Genomic DNA, 25,315 nt, shown 5'->3' on the forward strand with positions numbered 1-25,315 from the left:
GTCATCTCCGTGTTCTCGATGGGCGACGTGGAACGCGCGACGGTCACTTGAAGCTCGCGACGTTCTTCGAGGTGACGACCTTCACCGGCACCTTGACCATCTGCGCGACCTTCTTGTCCTTCGCCGCCCTGACCGCGTTCTGCACGGCGATCCGGCCGAGCTCCTTCGGCTGCTGCGCGACGGACGCGTACAGCGTGCCCGCCTCGACGGCCTTGAGGCCGTCCGGCGTGCCGTCGAAGCCGACGACGGCGACGGATTTGCCGGCCTTGGAGCCGAGCGCCTTGATCGCGCCGAGGGCCATCTCGTCGTTCTCGGCGAAGACGCCGTCGACGCCCGCGTTGGCCTGGAGCATGTTCGTCATGACGTCGAGGCCCTTGGTGCGGTCGAAGTCCGCGGGCTGCTTGGCGACGACCTTGATGCCGGGGTACGCCTTGATGCCCTCGGCGAAGCCCTGGCCGCGCTCCCGGCTGGCGGAGGTGCCGGCCGTGCCCTGGAGGATCGCGATCTTCCCGCTGCCGCCGAGCTTGTCGGCGAGGGTCTTCGCCGCCTGGCGGCCGCCCGCGACGTTGTCGGAGGCGACGAGCGTGGCTGTCTTCGCCTTGTTGACGCCGCGGTCGGCGGCGACGACGGGGATGTCGGCCTTGTTGGCGCCGCGCACGGCGGGACCGACGGCGTCGGAGTCGACGGGGTTCACGATGACCGAGCTCATGCCCTCACTGGTGAAGTTCTGGAGCTGGTTGGCCTGCTGGGACGCGTCGTTCTGGGCGTCGGTGACCGTGAGCTTGACGCCCTCCTTCTTCGCCTCGGCCTGCGCGCCCGCCTTCATCTGCACGAAGAAGGGGTTGTTCAGCGTCGAGACGGACAGGCCGAGTTTGGTCGACTTGCCCGAAGAGCCGTTGTTCCAGAGGGAGATGCCGCCGATGATCGCCGCGGCGACGACGGCCGCGATCACGTACTGGGCGGCCTGTTTGCCCTTGGAGCCGCCCGGCCCGGACGTGGCGCCGGCGGCCGTCGGGGTCGCGCCCGCCTTGCGGCGCACGGTGTCGAGGAGAACGGCGAGCGCGATGACGACGCCGATGACGACCTGCTGCCAGAACGCGGACACGGAAAGGAGGTTGAGGCCGTTCCTGAGCACGGCGAGGATCAGCGCGCCGATGAACGTGCCCGACGCCTTGCCGACGCCGCCGGACAGCGAGGCGCCGCCGATGACGACCGCGGCGATGGCGTCCAGCTCGTAACCCTGCGCGGCCTGCGGCTGCGCGGAGGTCAGACGCGAGGCGAGGACGATGCCCGCGACCGCGGCGAACAGGCCCGACAGGGCGTAGATGACGACCTTCTGCCGCTTGACGCGCAGACCCGACAGGCGCGCCGCTTCCTCGTTGCCGCCGATCGCGAACATGGACCGGCCGATGAACGTACGGCCCAGGATCAGCGCCGTGATCAGACCCATGACGATCATCACGAGCACCGGCACCGGCAGCCAGCCGCCCAGCGTGTCCCCGACCCGCGAGACGGACGACGGGAACGGGATCGGGCTGCCCTGCGAGATGACGAGAGACAGGCCACGCCCCACCGACAGCATCGCGAGCGTCGCGATGAACGGCGGGAGCTTGCCGTACGAGACCAGGGCGCCGTTGACGAATCCGCAGGCGATACCGGTGACGACGGCGAGGATCACGGCGATCCACACCGGGACGCCCTCACTGGTCGCGGCCCACGCGAGGACCGTCGCCGACAGCGCCGCCACGGAGCCGACCGACAGGTCGATGCCCGCCGAGACGATGACGAAGGTGACGCCGAACGCGAGGATCGCGGTCACGGCGGCCTGCACGCCGACGTTGAGCAGGTTCTGTGTGGTCAGGAAGTCGCCGGACAGCAGCGACATCGCTATGACCAGGACGACCAGGGCGCTCAGCGCGCCGTTGTCGAGCAGGACGCGGCGCAGGCCACCCGCGCCGGCCGTGCTGCTCTTGAGCGTGTCAGTGGCCACGGGAGCCCTCCACTTCATTGTGTTCGGGGGTGGTTGCCGGGGATGCCGGGGATGCCGCGGTGCTGACGGCGAGCGCCATCACGGAGTCCTGGGTCGCCTCGCCGGCCGCGAGTTCGCCCGCGATCCGGCCCTGCGCCATGACGAGGACCCGGTCGCTCATCCCGAGGACCTCCGGCAGATCGCTGGAGATCATCAGGACGGCGTGCCCGGCCGCGGTGAGTTCGTTGACGAGCTGGTAGATCTCGACCTTCGCGCCGACGTCGATGCCGCGCGTCGGCTCGTCGAGGATGAGCACCTTGATGTCGGCGAGCAGCCACTTGCCGATGACGACCTTCTGCTGGTTGCCGCCGGACAGGGTGCGCACATGCTGGCCGAGCCCGGCCATGCGCACGCCGAGCTGCTCGGCCATGCGGGCGGCCGCGACGCGCTGCGACTTGCGGTCCACGAGGCCCGCGCGGGTCGCCGAACGCAGGGTGACGAGGCCCAGGTTCTCCTCGACTGAGGCGTCCAGGAGGAGGCCCTGCCCCTTGCGGTCCTCGGGCACGAGCCCGACGCCGGCGGCCATCGCCGCGTTCACGTCGTGCCGCGGCAGCCGCGCGCCCGCGACCTCGACCGTGCCCTTGTCGTACGGGTCGGCGCCGAACACGGCACGGACGACCTCGGTACGGCCCGCGCCCACGAGGCCCGCGATGCCGACGACCTCGCCGGCCCGCACCTCGAAGTGCACGTCGTGGAAGACCCCGTCGCGGGTCAGTCCCTCGACCCGCAGCAACGGGGCGTCGGTGGCGTCGAGTCGGGGCCGCTCGCGCGGGTACTGCTGCTCGATGCTGCGGCCCACCATGAGCCGTACGAGCTCGGCCTCGGGGGTGGACGCGGGGACCTGGCCGACGCTCCTGCCGTCGCGGATGACCGTGACGCGGTCGCCGAGCGCGGCGATCTCCTCCAGGTGGTGGGTGATGAAGACGACGCCGACGCCGTCCTCGCGCAGCGCGCGCACGATCCCGAAGAGCTTGTCCACCTCCTCCGAGGTGAGCACGGCCGTCGGCTCGTCCATGATCAGGACGCGGGCGTCCAGGCTCAGAGCCTTCGCGATCTCGACCATCTGGAGCCGGGCGATGCCCAGTTCGCGCACCCGGGCGCGGGGCGACACCGTCAGGCCGACGCGCCGGAGCAGCTCCTCGGCGTCGGCTTCCATCTTCTTGCGGTCGATCAGCCCGAGGCGGCGCGGCTGGCGGCCCAGGAAGATGTTCTCGGCGACCGTCAGATCGGGGACGAGGTTGAACTCCTGGTAGATGGTGGCGATCCCGAGACGCTCGGCGTCCTGCGCCCCGTGGATACGGGCCTCCTGGCCGTCGACGACGATCCGGCCCGCGTCGGGCCGGTAGGCGCCGGAGAGCATCTTGATGAGGGTGCTCTTGCCCGCGCCGTTCTCGCCGAGCAGTACGTGCACCTCGCCGCGGCGCAGATCGAAGTCGACGCTGTCGAGCGCGACGACGCCGGGGAACGTCTTGCGTATCCCCTCGATGCGCAGCAGCTCGTCGGCCGGCTCGGCCGGCTCCTGGCCGGGCCGCTTTTCCGGGTTGCTCACGGGTTCCTCCTCGTTGAGGTCGTGGCGGTGGGGGTGTCTGCGGGAGCCGTGGGGGCCGGGGTCCGGGCCTCAGAGGTCCCCGCCTCGCCGCAGGACCGGCGGACGACCAGACGCGCCGGCAGCGTCACCGACTGCGGAGGCCTGCCCTCGATGCGGTCGATCAGGGCCCTTACGGCGGCCCGGCCGAGGTCCTTGGTCGGCTGGGCGATCGCCGTCACCGGCGGGTCGGTGTGCACGAACCAGGGGATGTCGTCGAAGGCCGCGAGCCCGATGTCGTGCGGCACGCGCAGCCCGGCGGCCCTGATGGCGTCGAGCGCGCCGAGCGCCATCAGGTTGTCGGCGGCGAACACGACCTCGGGCGGCTCGGACAGGGCGAGGAAGCGCTCCGTCGCGCGCCGGCCGCTGTCCGCCTGGAAGTCGCCCTGCCCGATGTAGGCGTCCGGCAGTGCGATCCCGAACGCTGCGAGCGCCTCGCGGAACGCCTCGACGCGCTCGCTGCCCGTCGTGGTGGCGGCGGGCCCCGCGATGATGGCGAGGCGGCGGTGGCCGAGGGCGTGCAGATGGGCCACCAGGTCGCGCACGGCGGTGCGTCCGTCGGACCGGACCACGGGCACGTCCACGCCCGGGATCCAGCGGTCGACGAAGACCATCGGCGTACCGGACCGAGCGGCCTCCAGCATCAGCGGCGAGCCGCCGTCGGTGGGGGAGACGAGGAGGCCGTCGATGCGCCGGTCGACGAGCGTGCGTACGTGGTGGTCCTGTATGTCGGGCTGCTCGTCCGCGTTCCCGATGATGACGCTGTAGCCCAGCGAGCGGGCCTCCTCCTCCACGGAGCGGGCCAGCTCGGTGAAGTACGGGTTGAGTACGTCACTGATGACCAGGCCGAGCGTGCGGGTCTGGGCGGTCCGCAGGGAGCGGGCCACGGCGTTCGGGCGGTAGCCGAGCGACTCGACGGCGCCGAGCACGCGTGCGCGGGCGTCCGGGCTCACGGACGGGTGGCTGTTCAGCACCCGCGAGACCGTGGCGACGGAGACACCTGCCGCCGCGGCGACGTCCTTGATGCTCGCCATCGCGGGACCACCTCCTTGTGGCTGCACGGACCGGAACGGGTTCCGGAACCTGGTGCGCAACGGGGTCGGCATCTGGTCCGAGACGTGGTCCGACACCGTCATGGAATCGATTACACGGAGGATTGGAATCGATTACACGGGCTCTTGGCAACCCCCGTTCCGCTTGTCGAGACCGGATCGTGATGTGCGCCGCCGTCGCGGCCGCTGCCGGACGGGCGTGTCAGTGGCGCGTGAGACGCTGGCGGAAGCCGGTCACGCAACCCGCACGGAAGGGGCACACGCCCGTGAACCACGCACAGCTCACCGCGCTCGGCCGGGCCCTGCGCCTCCTCGGCGAGCACGGCGAGGGCCTCAGCACCGACACGCCCGACAGCAAGCTGCACGAGATGCGCGCGGACGTGAAGCGCGCGCTGGACCTCGTCGAGGACTCCGTCACGGGTGACGCGCCCACCACCCGCTGCCCGGAGCACCCGACGGGCCCGGTCGACGAGAACGCGCAGGACCTGTGCCTCCTCTGCGAGACCCGCCGCCGCGTCGCCCGCCGCTCCGAGATCAACGGCGCGTACCCCGCCAGACCCCGGCAGGGCGAGGCCGCGGACGCCCCGTCGATGTCGCGGTACGGCATCCGGGAGGACCGCCCGCAGCCCCAGCAGCGCTGGCTCCCCGAGAAGTGGAACGGCCAGGTGTGGCAGCTGTGCGGCACCCCGCGGCACGACCGCAGGGAGGCCGAGCACTTTCTCGCGGCCCAGCGCAGGGAGCCCCGCGCGGCCTCGGCGTACCGCCTGGTCCACGCCTTCACGGACTACGAGGTGGTGCGGGTCTGGGGCACGCCCATCAAGGTGGACATCGAACCCATGGGCGGCCTGTAGCCCGTAATCGGGGCACCGCTCCCCGGGTGTCCGACCCCACCGGTACGGTCGCCTCATGCCGAACCCGGGGATGGCGGTGCTCGAGGGGGTCCTCGAGCGGATCACGTACGCCAACGAGGAGAGCGGGTACACGGTCGCCCGCGTGGACACCGGCCGCGGTGGCGGCGATCTGCTCACCGTCGTCGGCGCGCTGCTCGGCGCGCAGGCCGGCGAGTCGCTGCGCATGGAGGGCCGCTGGGGCTCCCACCCGCAGTACGGCAAGCAGTTCACCGTGGAGAACTACACGACGGTCCTGCCCGCCACCATCCAGGGCATCCGCCGTTACCTCGGCTCCGGCCTGGTCAAGGGCATCGGCCCCGTCTTCGCCGACCGGATCACCCGTCACTTCGGCCTGGACACCCTCGACATCATCGAGCAGGCCCCGGCCCGCCTGATCGAGGTGCCGGGCCTCGGCCCCAAGCGCACGAAGAAGATCGCCGACGCCTGGGAGGAGCAGAAGGCCATCAAGGAAGTGATGGTCTTCCTCCAGAGCGTGGAGGTGTCCACGTCGATCGCGGTGCGCATCTACAAGAAGTACGGCGACGCGTCGATCTCCGTCGTCAAGAACCAGCCCTACCGGCTCGCCTCTGACGTCTGGGGAATCGGCTTCCTCACCGCCGACCGCATCGCGCAGTCCGTCGGCATCCCGCACGACAGCCCCGAGCGCGTCAAGGCGGGCCTGCAGTACGCCCTTTCGCAGTCCACCGACCAGGGCCACTGCTTCCTGCCGGAGGAGCAGCTGATCTCCGACGCGGTCAAGCTCCTCCAGGTCGACACGGGCCTGGTCATCGACTGCCTGGGCGAGCTGGCGGGCGAGGAGGAGGGCGTCGTACGGGAGCGGGTGCCGGGCCCGAAAGGCGGGGAGGAGCTGGTGACCGCGGTCTATCTCGTCCCCTTCCACCGCGCCGAACTCTCCCTGTCCGCCCAGCTGCTGCGCCTCCTGCGCACCGACGAGGACCGGATGCCGGCGTTCCGGGACGTCGCGTGGGACAAGGCCCTGACCTGGCTCGCGGGGCGTACGGGGGCCGAGCTCGCGCCCGAGCAGGAGGAGGCGGTGAAGCTCGCCCTGACGCAGAAGGTCGCCGTCCTCACCGGAGGGCCCGGCTGCGGCAAGTCGTTCACGGTCCGCTCGATCGTCGAACTGGCCCGCGCCAAGCGGGCGAAGGTCGTCCTGGCCGCCCCCACGGGCCGCGCCGCCAAGCGCCTGGCCGAGCTGACGGGCGCGGAGGCGTCCACGGTGCACCGTCTGCTCGAACTCAAGCCCGGCGGTGACGCGGCGTACGACAGGGACCGGCCGCTCGACGCCGACCTCGTCGTGATCGACGAGGCGTCGATGCTGGACCTCCTGCTGGCCAACAAGCTGGTCAAGGCCGTGCCACCGGGCGCCCATCTGCTCTTCGTGGGCGACGTCGACCAGTTGCCGAGCGTCGGCGCGGGCGAAGTGCTGCGCGACCTGCTCGGTGACGGCAGCCCGGTCCCCGCGGTCCGCCTCACCCGCATCTTCCGCCAGGCCCAGGAGTCCGGCGTCGTCACGAACGCGCACCGCATCAACGCGGGTCAGCACCCGCTCACCCAGGGACTCAAGGACTTCTTCCTGTTCGCGGAGGAGGACACGGAGGAGGCGGGCCGGCTCACCGTCGATGTCGCCGCCCGCCGCATCCCCGCCAAGTTCGGCCTCGACCCGCGGCGCGACGTCCAGGTCCTCGCCCCGATGCACCGCGGGCCGGCCGGTGCCGGCACCCTCAACGGCCTACTCCAGCAAGCTGTCACGCCCGCCCGCCCCGACCTCCCCGAGAAGCGCTTCGGCGGCCGGGTCTTCCGTGTGGGCGACAAAGTCACCCAGATCAGAAACAACTACGAGAAGGGGGCGAACGGCGTCTTCAACGGCACCGTCGGCGTCGTCACCTCCCTCGACGCGGACGAGCAGCGGCTGACCGTACTCACCGACGAGGACGAGGAAGTCGTATACGAATTCGATGAGCTGGACGAGCTGGCTCACGCGTATGCGGTGACGATCCACCGCTCCCAGGGAAGTGAGTACCCGTGCGTCGTGATCCCGGTCACGACCGGCGCCTGGATGATGCTGCAGAGGAACCTCCTCTATACGGCGGTCACTCGGGCCAAGAAGCTGGTGGTGCTCGTCGGTTCACGCAAAGCGCTCGGCCAGGCGGTGCGCACGGTCTCCGCGGGAAGGCGTTGCACGGCGCTCCGTTTCCGGCTCTCCGGGGGCACATCCTTCGGTTTGGTAACTTTCGATCGATCAAATGAGTCGGAAACGTCACACGGGCTTTCCGGAAGCGGGGCGAAGAGGGCAGGATGAGCAGGTTGGCGGCACTCAGTGCCGCGAATAGGCCCAATGGTCGACCCCGAGTGCACTCTGCTGGGCCAAGTGGGGGATGGTAGAGAACAGTCAGGGCACCTCGAAGAAGAGGCACTACGTCGGTGAGGGATGACGTGAGCGACAACTCTGTAGTACTGCGGTACGGCGATGGCGAGTACACCTACCCGGTGATCGACAGCACCGTCGGTGACAAGGGCTTCGACATCGGGAAGCTCCGGGCTCAGACCGGTCTGGTGACCCTCGACAGCGGATACGGCAACACCGCCGCCTATAAATCCGCGATCACCTATCTCGACGGTGAGCAGGGCATCCTCCGGTACCGCGGCTACCCGATCGAGCAGCTGGCCGAGCGTTCCACCTTCACCGAGGTGGCCTACCTGCTGATCAACGGCGAGCTCCCGACCGTCGACGAGCTCTCCACTTTCAAGAACGAGATCACCGGGCACACGCTGCTCCACGAGGACGTCAAGCGGTTCTTCGACGGCTTCCCGCGTGACGCCCACCCGATGGCGATGCTGTCCTCCGTGGTCAGCGCGCTGTCGACGTTCTACCAGGACAGCCACAACCCGTTCGACGAGCAGCAGCGCCACCTGTCGACGATCCGGCTGCTCGCCAAGCTGCCGACGATCGCGGCGTACGCGTACAAGAAGTCGATCGGCCACCCGTTCGTCTACCCGCGCAACGACCTCGGCTACGTCGAGAACTTCCTGCGCATGACGTTCTCGGTGCCGGCGCAGGAGTACGACCTCGACCCGGTCGTCGTCGCCGCGCTCGAGAAGCTGCTCATCCTGCACGCGGACCACGAGCAGAACTGTTCGACGTCCACCGTGCGTCTGGTCGGCTCCTCGCAGGCGAACATGTTCGCCTCGATCTCCGCCGGTATCTCCGCGCTGTGGGGCCCGCTGCACGGCGGCGCCAACCAGTCGGTCCTGGAGATGCTCGAGGGCATCCAGGCCAACGGCGGCGATGTCGACTCCTTCATCCGCAAGGTGAAGAACAAGGAGGACGGCGTCCGCCTGATGGGCTTCGGCCACCGGGTGTACAAGTCCTTCGACCCGCGCGCCAAGATCATCAAGGCCGCGGCGCACGATGTCCTCTCGGCCCTCGGCAAGTCCGACGAGCTGCTCGACATCGCGCTCAAGCTGGAGGAGCACGCGCTCTCCGACGAGTACTTCGTCTCGCGCAACCTCTACCCGAACGTCGACTTCTACACGGGCCTCATCTACCGGGCCATGGGCTTCCCGACCGAGATGTTCACGGTCCTGTTCGCCCTCGGCCGACTGCCGGGCTGGATCGCCCAGTGGCACGAGATGATCAAGGAGCCGGGATCGCGCATCGGCCGCCCGCGCCAGATCTACACCGGCGAGGTCCTGCGTGACTTCGTCCCCGTCGAGGCCCGCTGATCCTCGGCCGGGGGTCCGGGGGTTGCTCCCCGGGTCAGCACAGCACCGGCGAGGTCCTGCGTGACTTCGTCCCCGTCGAGGCCCGCTGATCCTCGGCCAGGGGTCCGGGGGGCGCCCCCGGGTCTGCGCGGCCCGCGCTGCGTGACCGCACACCATGCAGCGCACCCCGCATGCAGCGCACCCCGCGTAGAGCGGGAGCAGAAGTAAAGAGAAAGCGGAAAGCGCCCCGCTGCCAGTCCCCCCACGGGCCGGCAGTCGGGGCGCTTTCCTTTGTCCCGGTGCGGATTCCCCCCACGGGATCCGTCCGGGCGTCTATGGTGCGGTCTGCCGGGACGCGTACACGGGAGGGCCGCTCAAGCTCTCCGTGGCACGTGTCCCGGCCAACGCAGTCGGGTCCGTCCCCCAAGACGGCCCCGGTCAACACAGAAACGCCCCCCAAGACGTTCCTGCATCGCCTCCTTAGACTCACGAGAACCTCAAATGGTTACGTTCGGATCACTGTGATCTGCGTCTCTTGCATATGTCCTGATCGTGCGCAAGAGACCCCATATGTAGATCGAGGTTCGGACGTGAGAATGCTGCGGTTGTGATGTGAGGCGAATGTGAAGACCCCTTGATGATGGGCCAGAGCAGGGGCGATGGGAAGTCCTTCCAGAAAAAGGGGCCCTCACCTTCAGGAAAACGTCCGCAGCCGGAGGCTGTTCGTCACCACGAAGACCGACGAGAACGCCATCGCGGCGCCCGCGATCATCGGGTTCAGGAACCCCGCGGCGGCCAGCGGCAGCGCGGCCACGTTGTAGCCGAACGCCCAGAAGAGGTTGCCCTTGACGGTCGCGAGGGTGCGGCGGGAGAGCCGGATCGCGTCGGCGGCCACGCGCAGGTCCGCGCGCACCAGCGTCAGGTCGCCCGCCTCGATCGCGGCGTCCGTGCCGGTGCCCATCGCGAGCCCCAGGTCGGCGGTGGCGAGCGCCGCGGCGTCGTTGACGCCGTCACCGACCATGGCGACGGTGCGCCCCTCGGCCTTCAGGCGCCGGACCACGTCGACCTTGTCCTGCGGCAGGACCTCCGCGTACACGGCGTCCTCGGCGATCCCGACGGCCCGCGCCACGGACTCGGCGACGATCCGGTTGTCGCCGGTCAGGAGCACCGGCGTGAGGCCCAGCGCGCGCAGCTCCGCGACGGCCCGGGCGCTCGTCGGGCGGACCGTGTCGGCGACCGTGATGACACCCCGTGCCACCCCGTCCCACGCGACGGCGACGGCGGTACGGCCCGCGGCCTCGGCGGCGGTCTTGGCGGCGGCGAGGGCGGGCGGCAGGGTGATCCCGTGCTCGGCGAGGAGCCGCTCCCGGCCGACGAGGACGTCGTGCCGGTCCACCACGCCGCGGACGCCGAGCCCGGCGAGCGCGGTGAAGCGGCTGACGGCGGGCAGCGCTCCGGCCCGGTCGGCGGCGCCTTCCGCGACGGCACGGGCGACGGGGTGCTCGGAGGCGTGCTCCACGGCCCCGGCCAGCCGCAGCAGCGTTTTCTCCTCGACGCCCTCGGCGGTGTACGCGTCCTGGAGCGTCATCCGGCCGGTCGTCACCGTGCCGGTCTTGTCGAGTACGACGGTGTCGACGCGGCGTGTGTTCTCCAGGACCTCGGGCCCCTTGATGAGGATGCCGAGCTGGGCGCCACGGCCGGTGCCGACCATGAGCGCGGTCGGGGTCGCGAGGCCGAGCGAGCAGGGGCAGGCGATGATCAGGACGGCGACGGCCGAGGTGAACGCGGCGGTCACCTCACCGGTGGCGAGCAGCCACCCGGCGAACGTGCCGAGCGCGATGACGAACACCACCGGCACGAACACGCCGGCGATCCGGTCGGCGAGGCGCTGCACCTCGGCCTTGCCGGTCTGCGCGTCCTCGACGAGGCGCGCCATGCGGGCGAGCTGGGTGTCGGCGCCGACGCGGGTCGCCTCGACGACGAGCCGCCCGCCCGCGTTCACTGTCGCGCCGGCCACGGCGTCCCCGACGGTCACGTCCATGGGCACGGACTCGCCGGTGAGCAGGGCGGCGTCGACGGCTGAGGTGCCCTCGACGACCGTGCCGTCGGTCGCGATCTTCTCGCCGGGCCGCACGACGAACCGGTCGCCGGGCCTCAGCCGCCCGACCGGTACGCGCACTTCCGCGCCCGAGGCGTCCAGTACGGCGACGTCCTTGGCGCCGAGTTCGAGCAGGGCGCGCAGGGCGGTGCCGGCGCGGCGCTTGGAGCGGGCCTCCAGATAGCGGCCGAGCAGGATCAGGGTGACGACGCCCGCGGCGACTTCGAGGTAGATGGTGGAGGAGGAGTCGGTGCGGTCGACGGCGAACGTGAATCCGTGCCGCATCCCGCTCATCCCGGCGTCGCCGAGGAACAGAGCCCACAGCGACCAGCCGAACGCGGCGAGCGTCCCCACGGAGACGAGCGTGTCCATGGTGGCCGCGCCGTGCCGCGCGTTGGTCCAGGCGGCGTGGTGGAAGGGGAGCCCGCCCCAGACGGCGACCGGGGCGGCGAGAGTGAGGGAGAGCCACTGCCAGTTGTCGAACTGGAGGGCGGGCACCATCGCCAGCAGGACGACGGGCAGGGAGAGCAGCGCGCAGACGACGAGGCGCCGGCGCAACGGGGCAGTGGGGTCGGGTTCGGCGCCGGTTCCGCTCCTGGTTTCCGTGCGGACCTCGACCGGGGTCACATCGCCGGCCCCGCCCGGATGACCGTCCGCGGTGGCTTCTACCGCCTCCTCACGGACAACCGGCTCCTCACGGACGACCGGCTCCTCCCGGACCACCGGCTCCGCCGTGTACCCGAGCTTCCGCACCGTCGCGACCAGGTCGGCGACCTCGACCCCGGGCGCGTACGCGACCCTCGCCTTCTCGGTCGCGAGATTGACCGTCGCCGTCACGCCGTCGAGGCGGTTGAGCTTCTTCTCGATACGGGCCGAGCAGGAGGCGCAGGTCATCCCGCCGACGGCGAGCTCCACCTCGGAGAGCGGCCCGGCCGTGGTGTCCGTGGGCGTGGTCATCGTGGTTCTTTCCAGGGGCGTACGGGACTACCGCCGAGCGTACGACCACGGGCGCCGGGCCGTGGTGGGCGGCCCGGCGCTCCCTGAAGTCTCAGGCCCGGCCGGCCAGCTCGTAGCCCGCCTCGTCGACGGCGGCCCGGACTTCCTCCTCGTCGAGGGGCGCCGCGGAGACGACAGTCACCTGTCCCGTGGAGGCCGCGGCCTTCACCGACATGACGCCCGCCAGCCCAGAGATCTCGTTCGACACCGCGCCCTCGCAGTGGCCACAGGTCATGCCGGTCACCTGGTACACGGTGGTGACGGCTCCCTCGGCGCTCCCGGCGGCGTCCGAGTGGCACGAACCGCTGGGCGAGCAGCAGGAACCGGTCGACTCGGTGCCGATCTGGGGGAGCTCGGTCTGGGCGCTCATGTCGTTCTCCTTGTCGAAGGCCGCGTGCGTCCCGGTCTGCGCAGGCGTGCGGCGTACCGTGCGAGTGAGGCGCCGGGGCGTCCCCGGGGCCTCCTGACTCTCACGAGAGTATACCCCTAGGGGGTATTTCTCCAAGGGGGCTCCCGGTGGGCGAGCGAACGTACCCAGGCGATTCCCGCGAGCGAGATGATCACGAGGCCGCCCACCGAGAAGAGCGTGAAGAGGTGCTTCTGGGTGCCGGTCGGCTGCGGGATGTAGCCCTCGGTGAAGAGCGTGAGGGGCAGGTCCGTGTCGGTGAGCCGGGCGACTGTCCAGATCGCGATGCCGTGCATGGAGTCCCACAGAGCGTGCAGCAAGGAGACGCCCACATACGTGAGCACCACCGGCGCCGCGAAGCGATAGCGCCCGTTCGGCCTGCGGAAGACCAGCAGGACGGCGCCGGAGATCGCCGTCCACAGGCCGTGCCCGAACGGTGCGAGCAGTCCGCGCAGCACCTCCGTCTCCAGGAGCGAGCGCAGGTCGATGCCCTGCGTGCCGACGGCCGCGTCGAACGCGTAGCCCGCGCTCTCGAAGGCCGCGAAGCCGAACCCGACGGACGCGCCGAGGACGAGCCCCGCCCGCAGTCCGCGCACCCGGGGCTGCGTGCGCAGCACGTACATCAGGGCGGCGAGCTTGACCGCCTCCTCTGTCAGGCCGACCCCGACGGACATCCACAGCGAGGGGTGCAGCAGGTGGTACTCCATGACCGAGGCGCCGAGCACCCCGAGGACGCCGCCGGCGGCGAAGCAGCCGAGCATCAGGCTCACGCCCAGGTCGCGCGCGTGGCGCTCGTACGCCCACAGCACGAAGGTGCCCGGGGCGAGGAAGCTGCCGAGCAGGATCAGCGTCGGCAGCAGCGTCGTGTTCCTGGTCGCGAACGTGACGACGGCGGTCAGGGTCCACAGGGCGAGTCCGCCCCACAGCCAGTGCTTCCACAGGCCCGCCCGGATCTGCGGCACGGACGACGGGGGCCGCTTGGGACCGGGGATGCGGGCTCGGGGCGCGCCGGGCGGCTGTGCTTGAGTCACGGCAATTCCCTCTGAGTGGGGGAGATTTGTGACGGAGTTTATGTAGATGTGCGTTTTGCCGCAGCGTGAGTTGGTGCGGGGCGCAGGCGTGGTGACCGGGCCGGGGGCTACGTTCGTCCGGTCGGGTGACGGCTGGTCGGAAGTGAGGCGCGAGGGCGATGCGGGCTGTGGTGTTCGAGAAGTTCGGGGAGCGAGCCGAGGTCCGGGAGGTGCCCGATCCGGTGCCCGCGCCGCACGGCGTCGTCGTACGGGTCGAGGCGACGGGCCTGTGCCGCAGCGACTGGCACGGCTGGATGGGCCACGACCCCGACATCCGGCTGCCGCACGTCCCCGGGCACGAACTCGCCGGAGTGATCGAGGCGGTGGGCGTCGACGTGCCGGACCGGCGGCCGGGCGACCGGGTCACCGTCCCGTTCGTGTGCGCCTGCGGCACCTGCGCGTCCTGCGCGGCCGGCGACCACCAGGTGTGCGAGCGTCAGACCCAGCCCGGCTTCACGCACTGGGGCTCCTTCGCCGAGTACGTCGCCCTGGACCACGCCGCCGTGAACCTGGTGGACGTGCCGGACGAGCTGTCGTTCGCGACGGCGGCAGGGCTCGGCTGCCGCTTCGCGACCGCCTTCCGCGCCGTCGTCGCGCAGGGCCGGGTGGCCGCCGGTGAGTGGGTCGCCGTGCACGGGTGCGGAGGCGTCGGCCTGTCCGCCGTAATGATCGCGGCGGCGAGCGGGGCGCGGGTCGTCGCGGTCGACGTCTCGCCCGCCGCACTGGACCTCGCCCGCACCTTCGGCGCCGCCCACTGTCTGAACGCCTCCGAGGTGCCCGATGCGGCCGCCGCCGTACGGGAGTTGACCGGCGGCGGCGCGCACCTGTCGCTCGACGCGCTCGGCTCACCGCTCACGTGCGCCGCCTCGGTGGGCGGCCTGCGGCGCCGGGGCCGTCATGTGCAGGTCGGCCTGCTGCCGCAGGACCCGATCGTGCCCATGAGCCGGGTGATCGGCCTCGAACTCGAACTCCTCGGCAGCCACGGAATGGCCGCGCACGCCTATCCGCAGATGCTGGAGATGGTCCGCGCCGGGGTGCTGCGCCCGGACCTCCTGGTCACCTCCACGATCACCCTGGACGCGGCACCCGCGGCGCTCGAAGCGATGGGGACGACGCCCGGCGCGGGCGTGACGATCATCGAGCCGTGGGCCTGAGCCCCCTGACTCCTGGTCAGGGCCGCCCGCCGTGCTCCGCCCACTCCGGGGCCAGTACCGACATCAGCGTCGAGTCGTACCACTGTCCGTCGCGCAGTACCGACTGCCGGGCCACGCCTTCCTCGACGAAGCCCGCCTTCTCGTAGACGCGGCGGGCCCGGTGGTTGTAGCTGAAGAGGTCCAGGGCGATGCGGTGCAGGCCCAGGCGCTCGAAGCCGTGGCCCACGATGAGGCGGACCGCCTCGGTGCCGAGGCCCCGGCCGCGGCCCGCGGGGCCGACGAGCGTGCGGAACGTGCAGCTGCGGTGGTCCGGGTCCCAGTCGTACAGGACGACCTCACCGACGAGTCGGCCCGTGGCGCGGTCGGTCACCGCGAGGTCGAGGCGGTCGGGCTGCGCGGAGCGTGAGCCGTACCAGGTGCGCAGGAAGTCCAGGGTGAGCTCGTTCGACGGGTCCCCGGTGAAGTGGCGTACCTCCGGGTCGTCGATGATCTCGGCCATCGCGTCCGCGTCCGCGGCGGTGAACGGCCGCAGGACGGTCTTCTCGCCGGTCAGCACCGGCTTGACGGAGAAGCCGGCGGCCAGGGGTTCTTGGGTCATCCGGGGATTGTCCGGAGCGCCGGCCGCGCGCGGCAACCGAATAACGCGGGCGAATAACGCGGCCGCCGCCCCGCACGGTGGCATGCGTGCGGGGCGGCGCCGGTGCGGTGGTCACTGATTGAGGCCGCGGTTACGGGGGCGGGAGGCGACCCAGGCGCGGACGGTGTCCACGTACCAGTACGGCTTTCCCGCCTCCACGTGGTCCGGCGGGGGCAGCAGACCGTGCTTGCGGTACGAGCGCACGGTGTCCGGCTGGACCCGGATGTGCGCGGCGATGTCCTTGTACGACCAGAGCCTTCGGTCGGTCATCTGTGGCTCCTTGCTGCGGGTGCCGCAGCGGCGGCTCGGGGTGGCCGTCGGGGGAGCTGCGGCGCGAAACGCTGGCGATCAGTCAGCCTGTGCCCGGACAACGACCCGCCCAGAGCAGAGGCGAGGGGCTGTCGACGGGGTGTGACGCAAGACCCGCGTATACGGGACATGTGTGACAGGAAGGGGGTGTTTGTGACGCGAGTGACGCATTCGCGGCGCATGGCAGGTGTGCAGCGGGGGTGATCGGCCCCCTGAGGAATCCCTACACCCCGCACGACCTCAGATAACCCCTGGTGCGGCGGGCGATGGGCAGCGGGCGGTCCGGCTCGCACGGGTACATGTCCTGCTCGACGATCGCGAAGAGATCGACGTCCAGACGCTGGGCCGCCGCGATGACGGGCTCCAACGCGGGCTCCCCGGCCGGGGGTTCGCACATCACGCCGCGCGCCACGGCGGGCCCGAACGGGACCCCGCCCGCGCGGACCTCGGCGAGCACGGCCGGGTCGACCTGCTTGAGGTGGAGGTAGCCGATGCGCTCGCCGTACGTCTCGATGAGCTTGACGCTGTCGCCCCCGCAGTACGCGTAGTGGCCCGTGTCGAGGCAGAGCGAGACGAGGTCCTGGTCCGTGGAGTCGAGGAAGCGGGTGACGTTCTCCTCGGAGTCGATGTGCGTGTCGGCGTGCGGGTGGACGACGGTCCGCAGGCCGTACCGCTCGCGGACCTCGTGGGCGAGCCGCTCGGTCTGCGTGGTCAGGTCGCGCCACTGCGCCGCGGTGAGCGAGGAGTCCTCGATGACCTCGCCCGTCTTGTCGTCGCGCCAGAACGCGGGGATGACGACGAGATGCCCGGCGCCGGTCGCGCGCGTGAGGTCGGCGATGGCCGAGACGTGCTCCCATGTCGCGTCCCAGACGCCGGGGCCGCGGTGCAGGCCCGTGAAGACGGTGCCCGCAGAGACCTTCAGGCCGCGCCGTCCCGTCTCCTCGGCGAGCACGGCCGGGTCCGTGGGCAGATAGCCGTACGGGCCGAGCTCGATCCACTCGTAGCCCGCTTCGGCCACCTCGTCGAGAAAGCGCCGCCAGGGGACTTGGCGGGGGTCGTCGGGGAACCACACGCCCCAGGAGTCGGGTGCCGAGCCGATGCGGATACGGGGTGACATCGTCGTCATGGAGCCAGCCTTCAGGGCGCCGCGGACGAGTGTCAAGACGTGGTCCGAATGTCCGGACAAAATGTTGACAGGGTCTTGTGGCAGGGCTAGACCTGAGCCTGAGACCGCCGAAGGGGCGCGCGCCCCGCCGAAGGGAATCCGTATGCAGCCCAGTCCCGGCGAGCCGTACGACCTCATCACGATGGGCCGGATCGGCGTGGACCTCTATCCGTTGCGGACGGGCGTGCCGCTGGCGGAGGTGGACACGTTCGGCAAGTTCCTGGGCGGCTCCTCGTCGAACGTCGCGGTGGCGGCGGCCCGGCTCGGGTGCCGCACGGCGACGGTCACCCGCACCGGGGCGGACCCCTTCGGGGAGTATCTGCACCGCCAACTGCGGGAGTTCGGCGTCGACGACCGCTGGGTCACCCCCGTGCCGGGCCTGCCGACGCCCGTCACGTTCTGCGAGGTCTTCCCGCCGGACGACTTCCCCCTCTACTTCTACCGCCTGCCCAAGGCGCCCGATCTGGAGATCCACACCGCCGAACTCGACCTGGACGCCCTCAGGGCGGCCCGGGTGTTCTGGATGACGGGGACCGGGCTGAGCGAGGAGCCGAGCCGCTCGGCGACTCTGGCCGCGCTGGCGCACCGGGCGAAGGCGGGCATCACCGTCTTCGACCTCGACTGGCGGCCGGCGCTCTGGGGAGATACGGCCTGGGAGGACCCGGAACAGGCGAGGCCTCACTACGCCGAGGCCCTGCGCCACGCGACCGTCGCCGTCGGCAACGTCGACGAGGTCGAGATCGCCACCGGCGAGCGCGAACCGGCCGCTGCGGCCCGGGCGCTGCTCGACGCCGGGGTGCGCCTCGCCGTCGTCAAGCAAGGGCCCAAGGGCGTACTCGCCATGAGTGAGGACGGCGAGTGCGCGGAGGTGCCGCCGCTGCCCGTGGACGTCCTCAACGGGCTGGGCGCGGGCGACGCGTTCGGTGGTGCCCTGTGCCACGGACTGCTCGCCGGCTGGGAGTTGGAGAAGGTCCTGCGGTACGCGAACGCGGCGGGCGCGATCGTCGCGTCCCGCCTCGAATGCTCGTCGGCGATGCCGACCCCCGAAGAGGTAGAGGCCGCACTCACGGCGGGAGAGGTCCGATGAGCCGGGCGGGCAAGGTCGGCGGAAGCAGCCCGGGACACGTTCCCGAGCGGAGCGGCCGGGGCGCGAGCGTCGATCCCCTGAAGCTGGTGCGGCTGCGGGCCCACCATCCCGAGGCCGTCGCCGAGGCGGCGGCGCGGCGGGCGCGCAGGCCGCTGATCACGCACGACGCCGGGCGCCTCCTGATCGTCGCCGCCGACCACCCCGCGCGCGGCGCCCTCGCCGTGGGGGAGCGGCCCTTCGCCATGGCCGACCGCGCCGACCTCCTCGGACGGCTCTGCCTCGCCCTGTCGCGGCCCCGCGTCGACGGGGTGCTCGCCACCGCCGACATCCTCGACGACCTGCTCCTGCTGGGCGCGCTCGACGGCAAGGTCGTCCTCGGCTCGATGAACCGCGGCGGGCTCGCCGGGGCCTCCTTCGAACTCGACGACCGGTTCACCGGACACCGGCCCGCGGACCTGCACCGGCTGCGGTTCGACGCCGGCAAGCTGCTCCTTCGTATCGACTACGACGACCCGGGCTCGCTGCGCACCATGGAGTCCGCGGCCCGCGCCGTCGACGAGATGGCGGAGCTTCGCCTGCCCGTGTTCGTCGAGCCGTTCCTGTGCCACCGCGACCCTGCGCGCGGGATCCTGCGCAGCGACCTGAGCGCGGAGGCCGTCACCACGTCCATCGCCATCGCCTCCGGTCTCGGCGGCAGCTCCGCGTACACCTGGCTCAAGGTGCCCGTCACCGACAACCCCGACGACATGGCGCGCGTCATGGAGACCTCGACGCTGCCCGCGGTGCTGCTCGGCGGCGATGTGGGGGACGACCAGGATGCGGCGTACGAGAAATGGCGGCACGCGCTCCAACTGCCCACCGTGCAGGGCCTGGTGGTGGGGCGCTCGCTGCTCTACCCGGCCGACGGCGATGTGGCGGGCGCGGTCGACACCGCCGCGTCGCTGCTGTAGGAGGGGACGGTGACGAACGCGAAGGATCCCATGAATCCGTACCTGCCCCGGGGGAGCGCCGCCGACGGGCCCTACGCCCTGGCCGTCGGCCCCGAGCAGGCCGGCTGGTCCCGTGCGGGGCTGCGAGTGATCGAACTGGGGCCCGGACAAACGCACGATCTGGACACCGGCGAGAGTGAATGGATCGTGCTGCCCCTGACAGGTGGTTGCACGGTGCGCACGGAAGGCCGGATCATCGAACTGCTGGGCCGGGAGAGCGTGTTCGGCGGGGTCAGCGACTTCGCGTACGTGCCCCGCGACGCCCATGCGCAGATCGCCTCCGGCGCGGGAGGCCGCTTCGCCCTGGCAGGAGCGAAGTGCGAGCGTCAGCTCCCCGCCCGCTACGGCCCCGCGCCGGAGGTTCCCGTCGAGCACCGAGGCTCCGGCACCAGCGCCCGCCAGGTGCGCAACTTCGCGTCTGCCGACGCCTTCGAGTGCGACCAGCTCATCGCCGTAGAGGTGGTCACGCCCGGCGGCAACTGGTCCTCGTACCCGCCCCACAAGCACGACGAGCACCGGCCGGGCGTCGAGACCGAGCTGGAGGAGATCTACTACTTCGAGATCGAGGGGCCCGGCGGGTACGGGTACCAGCGCGTCTCGCCGTCCAGGCCCGGCGGCACCGACCTGCTCGCCGAGGTCCGTACGGGCGACGCGGTCCTCGTCCCGGACGGGTGGCACGGTCCGTCGATCGCGCAGCCGGGACACACCATGTACTACCTGAACGTGATGGCGGGACCGGGCGAGGAACGCGAGTGGCGGATCTGCTTCCACCCCGATCACCTGACGGAGGGATACCGATGACGCGGCTCACCACAGCACAGGCGCTCGTGCGGTTCCTGTCCCGGCAGTACACCGAGCGCGACGGCGAGCGGCGCCGCCTGATCGACGCGACCTGGGGCATTTTCGGGCACGGGAACGTCGCCGGGATCGGCCAGGCCCTCCTGGAGTACGCCGACGACATGCCCTACCACCAGGGCCGCAACGAACAGGCCATGGTGCACGCGGCCGTCGGCTTCGCCCGGCAGAGCGGCCGGCTCTCGGCGCAGGCCGTGACCACGTCGATCGGGCCCGGCGCCACCAATCTCGTCACCGGCGCCGCGCTCGCCACCATCAACCACCTGCCCGTCCTGCTGCTGCCCGGCGACACCTTCGCGACCCGGCCCGCGGACCCCGTCCTCCAGCAGCTCGAAGTCCCTTACGCGGGCGACGTGTCCGTCAACGACTGCCTGCGCCCCGTCTCGCGCTACTTCGACCGGATCACCCGGCCCGAGGCACTGATCCCCGCGGCCCTCGCCGCGATGCGCGTCCTCGCCGACCCGGTCGACACGGGCGCGGTCACCCTCGCCCTGCCGCAGGACGTGCAGGCCGAGGCGTACGACTGGCCCGACGCGTTCTTCGACGAGCGGGTGTGGGCCGTGCGCAGGCCCGCGCCCGACCCGCGCGAGCTGGACGAGGCCGTCCGCGCGGTGCGCGGCGCGCGCAGGCCGCTGCTCGTCGCGGGCGGCGGCGTCCACCACAGCCGCGCCGAGGAGGCGCTGAAGGAGTTCGCCGACGCGACCGGCGTCCCCGTCGCGTCCACCCAGGCCGGCAAGGGCTCCCTGCGCTGGGACCACCCGTCGGACGTCGGCGGCATCGGCCACACCGGCACCGCGACCGCGAACGAACTCGCCCGCACCGCCGACCTCGTCATCGGCGTCGGCACCCGCTACACCGACTTCACGACCGCGTCCGGCACCCTCTTCGGTTCCGGCAGCGTGCGCTTCCTCAACCTCAACATCGCGGCCTTCGACAGCCACAAGATGGCGGGCCTGCCCCTGGTCGCGGACGCCCGCACGGGCCTGGAGGAGCTCACGGCCGGGCTCCGCGGCCACCGCGCGGAACCCTCGTACGTCATGGAGTACACCGACGACAAGGAGCGCTGGGAGTACCGCGTCGACGCCTGTTTCACGGCCGACGACGACCTGGTGCACCCGACCCAGCCGCAGGTGCTCGGCGCGCTCGACGAACTCGTCACCGAGGACGACATCCTGATCAACGCGGCCGGTTCGCTCCCCGGTGACCTGCACAAACTGTGGCGCGCCCGGTCCCGCGACCAGTACCACGTCGAGTACGGCTACTCCTGCATGGGCTACGAGATCCCGGCCGCGATCGGCGTGGCGCTCGCCGCGCCGGGCCGCCCGGTGTGGGCGCTCGTCGGCGACGGCACGTATCTGATGATGCCGACCGAGATCGTCACCGCCGTCCAGGAGGGCATCCCGGTCAAAGTGGTCCTCCTGCAGAACCACGGGTACGCCTCCATCGGCGGGCTCTCGGCCTCCGTGGGCGGCGAGGGGTTCGGTACGGGCTACCGTTTCCCGGCCGCCGACGGTACGTACACGGGCGCTCCGCTGCCCGTCGACCTCGCGGCCAACGCGGCCAGCCTCGGCATGACGGTGCTGCGCGCGAAAACCGTCCGTGATCTGCGGGAAGCCCTCGCGGCGGCGCGCGCGGCGGACGGTCCCACATGTGTCTACGTGGAGACCGAAACGGCAGACACAGTGTCGGGCGCGCCCCCCGCGCAGGCGTGGTGGGATGTGCCCGTGGCCGAGACAGCGACGCGACCGTCGGCGGTCAAGGCCCGCGAGGAGTACGACCGGCACGTCACCGCTCGGCGCCGCCGGCTGTGAAACACCCGAAACACCCGTAGGACCCCAAAGGAGCTTGCCCTCATGACGACCGACGTCAAGACCGTCAACCACTGGATCGGCGGGAAGACCGTCGAGGGTGTCTCGGGCAATTTCGGCCCGGTCACCGACCCCGCGACCGGCGCTGTCACGACGCAGGTCGCCTTCGCCGACGTCGACGAGGTCGACGCCGCGGTCGCCTCGGCCAAGGCCGCGTACGCGACGTGGGGCACCTCGTCCCTCGCCAAGCGCACCGCGATCCTCTTCAAGTTCCGCGCGCTGCTCGACGCCAACCGCGACGCGATCGCCGAGCTGATCACCGCCGAGCACGGCAAGGTCCACTCGGACGCGCTCGGCGAGGTCGCCCGCGGCCTGGAGATCGTGGACCTGGCCTGCGGCATCACCGTGCAGCTGAAGGGCGAGCTGTCCACCGAGGTCGCCTCGCGCGTCGACGTGTCGTCGATCCGCCAGCCGCTCGGCGTCGTCGCCGGCATCACGCCGTTCAACTTCCCGGCCATGGTGCCGATGTGGATGTTCCCGCTCGCCATCGCGTGCGGCAACACCTTCGTGCTGAAGCCGTCGGAGAAGGACCCGTCGGCGTCCATGAAGATCGCCGAGCTGCTCTCCGAGGCCGGTCTGCCCGACGGCGTCTTCAACGTCCTGCACGGTGACAAGGTCGCCGTGGACCGCCTCCTGGAGCACCCGGACGTCTCGGCCGTGTCCTTCGTGGGCTCGACCCCGATCGCCCGCCACATCCACACCACCGCCTCCGCCAACGGCAAGCGCGTACAGGCGCTCGGCGGCGCCAAGAACCACATGCTGGTCCTGCCCGACGCCGACCTGGACGCCGCCGCCGACGCCGCGGTCTCCGCCGCGTACGGCTCCGCGGGCGAGCGCTGCATGGCCATCTCGGCCGTCGTGGCCGTGAGCTCCGTCGCCGACGAGCTCGTCGCGAAGATCAAGGACCGCGCCGAGAAGATCAAGATCGGCCCCGGCAACGACCCGACCTCGGAGATGGGCCCGCTCATCACCGCCGCGCACCGCGACAAGGTGGCGTCCTACGTCACCGGCGCCGCGGCCGAGGGCTGCGAGGTCGTCCTCGACGGCACTGGCTACACGGTCGAGGGGCACGAGAACGGCCACTGGATCGGCCTCTCCCTGCTCGACCGCGTCCCCACGACCGCCAAGGCCTACCGGGACGAGATCTTCGGCCCGGTCCTGTGCGTGCTGCGCGTCGACACGTACGAGGAGGGCGTGGCGCTCATGAACGCCTCGCCGTTCGGCAACGGCACCGCGATCTTCACCCGGGACGGCGGCGCCGCCCGTCGCTTCCAGCTGGAGATCGAGGCGGGCATGGTCGGCGTGAACGTGCCGATCCCGGTTCCGGTGGGCTACCACTCCTTCGGTGGCTGGAAGGACTCGCTCTTCGGCGACCACCACATCTACGGCAACGACGGCACACACTTCTACACCCGCGGCAAGGTCGTCACCACGCGCTGGCCCGACCCGTCCGACGCCCCTGCGGGCGTGGACCTGGGCTTCCCGCGCAACCACTGAGGTCACAGCAGCACCAGGTGCCCCGGCCGCTGTGCAGCGCGGCCGGGGCACCTCTGTACGGGCCTCTGTGTGCACCTCTGTATGCGCCTCCGCATCTGCCCGGGGCGCCGGGAGAGCGTCCGGAGTGCGGACGGATTCGGACGGACTTCGGAGCGGGGGCTGCGGTTCCCGTACGTAGGGGATGTATCGGGTGTCCCAGTCGACACGACCCGTTCACCTGGGAAAGCAAGGTCATTAATCCGGGCGACCTGATGGAATTCATCTGTTGCGTCGAACCGGCTTGGAAGTGGCCGTAGTTGGATCAAGGGCCCGGTGCGGAATCCGCAGCTAAACGGCCGTTGACGTTCCGGATTTCGCACGGTGCAATGACGCGCCGGGAGCGGACGAACAACCCCCCATCGCGACAGCCCTTCGGAGGCGATAGCGCTCCCGGCCCGAGTATCGGAAACATCTGCACCACGAGTCGATCGGAACCGCTCCCCCATGTCCGACACGCTTCGCACCAGCCCCTCGACCGTCACCGAGGAGCCCCTCGCGCCCCTCGGCAACACGGCCAGTCCCCAGAAGCTCAAGCGTTCCATCGGCGTCGTCGGCGGCACCCTGCTCACGCTCTCGTGCGTGACGCCCGCCTCCACGCTCTTCGTGGTCGTCCCCGACCTGTTCTCCTCGCTCGGCACCGCCACCGCGCTCACCATCGGGATCGGCTCGCTGCTCTGCATAGCCGTCGCGTTCTGCTACTCGGAGCTGGGCACTCTCATCCCCAGCGCGGGCGGCGAGTACGCCATGGTGTCGACGCTCGCGGGCCGCCTCGCCGGCTGGCTCGTCTTCGTGCTCTCGCTGCTCGTGGTCATGATCGTGCCGCCCGTCATCGCGATGGGCACCGCGGACTACCTCGCCCCGCTCGTGCACCTGCCCGCCGCCGGCGCCGGAGCGGGCGTCATGCTCCTCGCCACCCTCGCGGGCCTGCTCGACCTGCGCGCCAACGCCTGGATCACCGGCATCTTCCTCGTCCTCGAGGTCATCGCCGCCGGAGTCGTCGCCGTCCTCGGCTTCTCGCACTCCGAGCGCGGCGCCGGATCCCTCGTCGACCTGCACGTCACCGGGGCGGGCGGCCACACCGACACGGTCACCGCGATGCTGATCATCTCCGGGCTCGCCATCGCCCTCTTCATCACGCAGGGCTTCTCGACCGCGGTCTACCTCTCCGAGGAACTGGAGAACCCGCGCCGCAACGTGGCCCGCACGGTACTCCTGACCCTCGCCATCTCCACCGTGGTCATCCTGGTGCCGGTCGTCGCCATCACCATGGGCGCCCCCGACCTCGCCGCCCTCACCAGCGGCGACATCAGCGGCATGGTCGAGGCCTGGTCCAACTCCGCCGTCGGCACGTTCGTCAGCCTCTGCGTCGCCCTCGCGATCATCAACGCGGGCATCGTCATGGTCATCCAGAACTCCCGCGTCCTGTTCGCCTCCGCCCGTGACAAGTCCTGGCCCGAGCCGGTCAACAACGCGCTCTCCAAGCTCGGCCGCTTCGGCTCCCCGTGGGTCGCGACCCTCGTCGTGGGCGTGCCCGGCGCGGCCCTGTGCTTCGTCAACCTCGACACCCTGTACGGCGTGACCGGCGTCTCCGTCACCGGCATGTACCTCCTGGTGGCCGTCGCCGCCCTGCTCGCCCGCCGCGGCTCCCACCGCGACCAGCCGGCCTGGCGCATGCCGCTGTGGCCCGCGGTGCCGGTGGTCCTGATCGCCGTACTCGCCTACATCCTCAGCCAGCAGGAGGTCTCCTACCTGCTGTGGACCGGCGGCATCACCGCCGTCGCCACCCTCTACTGGGCGCTCTACCTGCGGCCGCGCAAGGACACCCGCTGGCTGGTGTCGATCCCCGAGGACGCGCAGGCCTGAGCG

At 71.1% G+C, this 25,315-nt stretch carries 19 protein-coding genes; 10 read left to right on the forward strand and 9 right to left on the reverse strand.

The window, feature by feature from the left end:
* Positions 1-43: 43 nt before the first annotated feature.
* Genes CG723_RS16255 through CG723_RS16265 form a run of 3 tightly spaced genes read right to left on the reverse strand, consistent with a single transcriptional unit; the run spans position 44 to position 4,648 of the window.
* Entirely contained in the window at positions 44-1,990 is a 1,947-nt protein-coding gene (locus CG723_RS16255; protein ID WP_100594114.1) for an ABC transporter permease/substrate-binding protein, read from the reverse strand.
* Positions 1,980-3,578, reverse strand: a complete 1,599-nt coding sequence (locus CG723_RS16260) for a sugar ABC transporter ATP-binding protein (RefSeq protein WP_100594115.1) — start codon at positions 3,576-3,578, stop codon at positions 1,980-1,982. The genes CG723_RS16255 and CG723_RS16260 overlap by 11 nt, the downstream gene beginning before the upstream one ends.
* Positions 3,575-4,648, reverse strand: a complete 1,074-nt coding sequence (locus CG723_RS16265; RefSeq protein WP_100594116.1) for a LacI family DNA-binding transcriptional regulator — start codon at positions 4,646-4,648, stop codon at positions 3,575-3,577. The genes CG723_RS16260 and CG723_RS16265 overlap by 4 nt, the downstream gene beginning before the upstream one ends.
* 284 nt (positions 4,649-4,932) lie before the next feature.
* On the opposite strand from CG723_RS16265, the gene CG723_RS16270 reads away from it, so the two are divergent.
* The 3 genes from CG723_RS16270 to CG723_RS16280 all read left to right on the forward strand — a co-directional run bounded on the left by CG723_RS16270 (position 4,933) and on the right by CG723_RS16280 (position 9,300).
* Positions 4,933-5,517, forward strand: coding sequence for a hypothetical protein (locus CG723_RS16270; RefSeq protein ID WP_100594117.1), 585 nt, complete (start codon positions 4,933-4,935; stop codon positions 5,515-5,517).
* A gap of 55 nt (positions 5,518-5,572) precedes the next feature.
* A complete protein-coding gene (recD2, locus tag CG723_RS16275) occupies positions 5,573-7,876 on the forward strand; it encodes an SF1B family DNA helicase RecD2 (RefSeq protein WP_234374333.1) in 2,304 nt (767 codons plus the stop codon).
* A gap of 134 nt (positions 7,877-8,010) precedes the next feature.
* Positions 8,011-9,300: a citrate synthase gene (locus CG723_RS16280; RefSeq protein WP_100594118.1), complete on the forward strand. Its 1,290-nt coding sequence runs from the start codon at positions 8,011-8,013 to the stop codon at positions 9,298-9,300.
* 673 nt (positions 9,301-9,973) lie between these two features.
* On the opposite strand, the gene CG723_RS16285 is transcribed toward CG723_RS16280, so the two are convergent.
* The 3 genes from CG723_RS16285 to CG723_RS16295 form a co-directional block, all read right to left on the reverse strand.
* On the reverse strand, positions 9,974-12,334 hold the full coding sequence (locus CG723_RS16285) for a heavy metal translocating P-type ATPase (RefSeq protein ID WP_100594119.1): 2,361 nt from the start codon (positions 12,332-12,334) through the stop codon (positions 9,974-9,976).
* A 91-nt stretch (positions 12,335-12,425) separates the two neighbouring features.
* The gene (locus CG723_RS16290) at positions 12,426-12,743 is read right to left on the reverse strand and encodes a heavy-metal-associated domain-containing protein (protein WP_100594120.1); all 318 of its coding nucleotides are present in this window, start codon (positions 12,741-12,743) and stop codon (positions 12,426-12,428) included.
* 116 nt (positions 12,744-12,859) lie between these two features.
* The gene (locus CG723_RS16295; RefSeq protein WP_100594121.1) at positions 12,860-13,810 is read right to left on the reverse strand and encodes a PrsW family intramembrane metalloprotease; all 951 of its coding nucleotides are present in this window, start codon (positions 13,808-13,810) and stop codon (positions 12,860-12,862) included.
* Positions 13,811-13,968: 158 nt separating this feature from the next.
* Between CG723_RS16295 and CG723_RS16300 the strand changes: the two genes are divergently transcribed.
* A complete protein-coding gene (locus CG723_RS16300) occupies positions 13,969-15,003 on the forward strand; it encodes a zinc-dependent alcohol dehydrogenase family protein (protein ID WP_100594122.1) in 1,035 nt (344 codons plus the stop codon).
* Positions 15,004-15,019: 16 nt separating this feature from the next.
* Here CG723_RS16300 and CG723_RS16305 read toward each other — a convergent pair whose 3' ends face one another.
* From CG723_RS16305 to CG723_RS16315, 3 genes are all read right to left on the reverse strand, one after another.
* Positions 15,020-15,601, reverse strand: a complete 582-nt coding sequence (locus tag CG723_RS16305) for a GNAT family N-acetyltransferase (protein ID WP_100594123.1) — start codon at positions 15,599-15,601, stop codon at positions 15,020-15,022.
* Positions 15,602-15,712: 111 nt separating this feature from the next.
* Entirely contained in the window at positions 15,713-15,910 is a 198-nt protein-coding gene (locus CG723_RS16310) for a helix-turn-helix transcriptional regulator (protein ID WP_100594124.1), read from the reverse strand.
* Positions 15,911-16,172: 262 nt separating this feature from the next.
* Positions 16,173-17,075, reverse strand: coding sequence for a sugar phosphate isomerase/epimerase family protein (locus CG723_RS16315; RefSeq protein ID WP_100594125.1), 903 nt, complete (start codon positions 17,073-17,075; stop codon positions 16,173-16,175).
* Positions 17,076-17,217: 142 nt separating this feature from the next.
* Here CG723_RS16315 and iolC point away from each other — a divergent pair, with 142 nt between their 5' ends.
* From iolC to CG723_RS16345, 6 genes are all read left to right on the forward strand, one after another.
* Positions 17,218-18,201: a 5-dehydro-2-deoxygluconokinase gene (gene iolC / locus CG723_RS16320; RefSeq protein ID WP_100594126.1), complete on the forward strand. Its 984-nt coding sequence runs from the start codon at positions 17,218-17,220 to the stop codon at positions 18,199-18,201.
* On the forward strand, positions 18,198-19,151 hold the full coding sequence (locus CG723_RS16325; RefSeq protein WP_234374334.1) for a Cgl0159 family (beta/alpha)8-fold protein: 954 nt from the start codon (positions 18,198-18,200) through the stop codon (positions 19,149-19,151). Before iolC ends, CG723_RS16325 begins: the two co-directional genes overlap by 4 nt.
* 30 nt (positions 19,152-19,181) lie before the next feature.
* Entirely contained in the window at positions 19,182-19,991 is an 810-nt protein-coding gene (gene iolB / locus CG723_RS16330) for a 5-deoxy-glucuronate isomerase (protein WP_100594319.1), read from the forward strand.
* Entirely contained in the window at positions 19,988-21,856 is a 1,869-nt protein-coding gene (gene iolD / locus CG723_RS16335) for a 3D-(3,5/4)-trihydroxycyclohexane-1,2-dione acylhydrolase (decyclizing) (RefSeq protein ID WP_100594127.1), read from the forward strand. The genes iolB and iolD overlap by 4 nt, the downstream gene beginning before the upstream one ends.
* A gap of 42 nt (positions 21,857-21,898) precedes the next feature.
* Positions 21,899-23,410 (forward strand): CoA-acylating methylmalonate-semialdehyde dehydrogenase, encoded by a 1,512-nt coding sequence (gene mmsA / locus CG723_RS16340; RefSeq protein ID WP_100594128.1) that lies wholly within the window; start codon positions 21,899-21,901, stop codon positions 23,408-23,410.
* Positions 23,411-23,893: 483 nt separating this feature from the next.
* Positions 23,894-25,312, forward strand: coding sequence for an APC family permease (locus CG723_RS16345; protein WP_100594129.1), 1,419 nt, complete (start codon positions 23,894-23,896; stop codon positions 25,310-25,312).
* The last annotated feature ends 3 nt before the right edge of the window (positions 25,313-25,315 follow it).

Source organism: Streptomyces sp. CB01635, assembly GCF_002803065.1.
Classification (GTDB): Bacteria; Actinomycetota; Actinomycetes; order Streptomycetales; family Streptomycetaceae; genus Streptomyces.

Coding starts and splice junctions, on each gene's coding strand:
- iolB (WP_100594319.1), top strand. CDS start 19,182: ATGAATCCGTACCTGCCCCGGGGGAGCGCCGCCGACGGGCCCTACGCC.
- CG723_RS16345 (WP_100594129.1), top strand. CDS start 23,894: ATGTCCGACACGCTTCGCACCAGCCCCTCGACCGTCACCGAGGAGCCC.
- recD2 (WP_234374333.1), top strand. CDS start 5,573: ATGCCGAACCCGGGGATGGCGGTGCTCGAGGGGGTCCTCGAGCGGATC.
- mmsA (WP_100594128.1), top strand. CDS start 21,899: ATGACGACCGACGTCAAGACCGTCAACCACTGGATCGGCGGGAAGACC.
- iolD (WP_100594127.1), top strand. CDS start 19,988: ATGACGCGGCTCACCACAGCACAGGCGCTCGTGCGGTTCCTGTCCCGG.
- CG723_RS16300 (WP_100594122.1), top strand. CDS start 13,969: ATGCGGGCTGTGGTGTTCGAGAAGTTCGGGGAGCGAGCCGAGGTCCGG.
- CG723_RS16265 (WP_100594116.1), bottom strand. CDS start 4,648: ATGGCGAGCATCAAGGACGTCGCCGCGGCGGCAGGTGTCTCCGTCGCC.
- CG723_RS16310 (WP_100594124.1), bottom strand. CDS start 15,910: ATGACCGACCGAAGGCTCTGGTCGTACAAGGACATCGCCGCGCACATC.
- iolC (WP_100594126.1), top strand. CDS start 17,218: ATGCAGCCCAGTCCCGGCGAGCCGTACGACCTCATCACGATGGGCCGG.
- CG723_RS16290 (WP_100594120.1), bottom strand. CDS start 12,743: ATGAGCGCCCAGACCGAGCTCCCCCAGATCGGCACCGAGTCGACCGGT.
- CG723_RS16315 (WP_100594125.1), bottom strand. CDS start 17,075: ATGACGACGATGTCACCCCGTATCCGCATCGGCTCGGCACCCGACTCC.
- CG723_RS16285 (WP_100594119.1), bottom strand. CDS start 12,334: ATGACCACGCCCACGGACACCACGGCCGGGCCGCTCTCCGAGGTGGAG.
- CG723_RS16305 (WP_100594123.1), bottom strand. CDS start 15,601: ATGACCCAAGAACCCCTGGCCGCCGGCTTCTCCGTCAAGCCGGTGCTG.
- CG723_RS16325 (WP_234374334.1), top strand. CDS start 18,198: ATGAGCCGGGCGGGCAAGGTCGGCGGAAGCAGCCCGGGACACGTTCCC.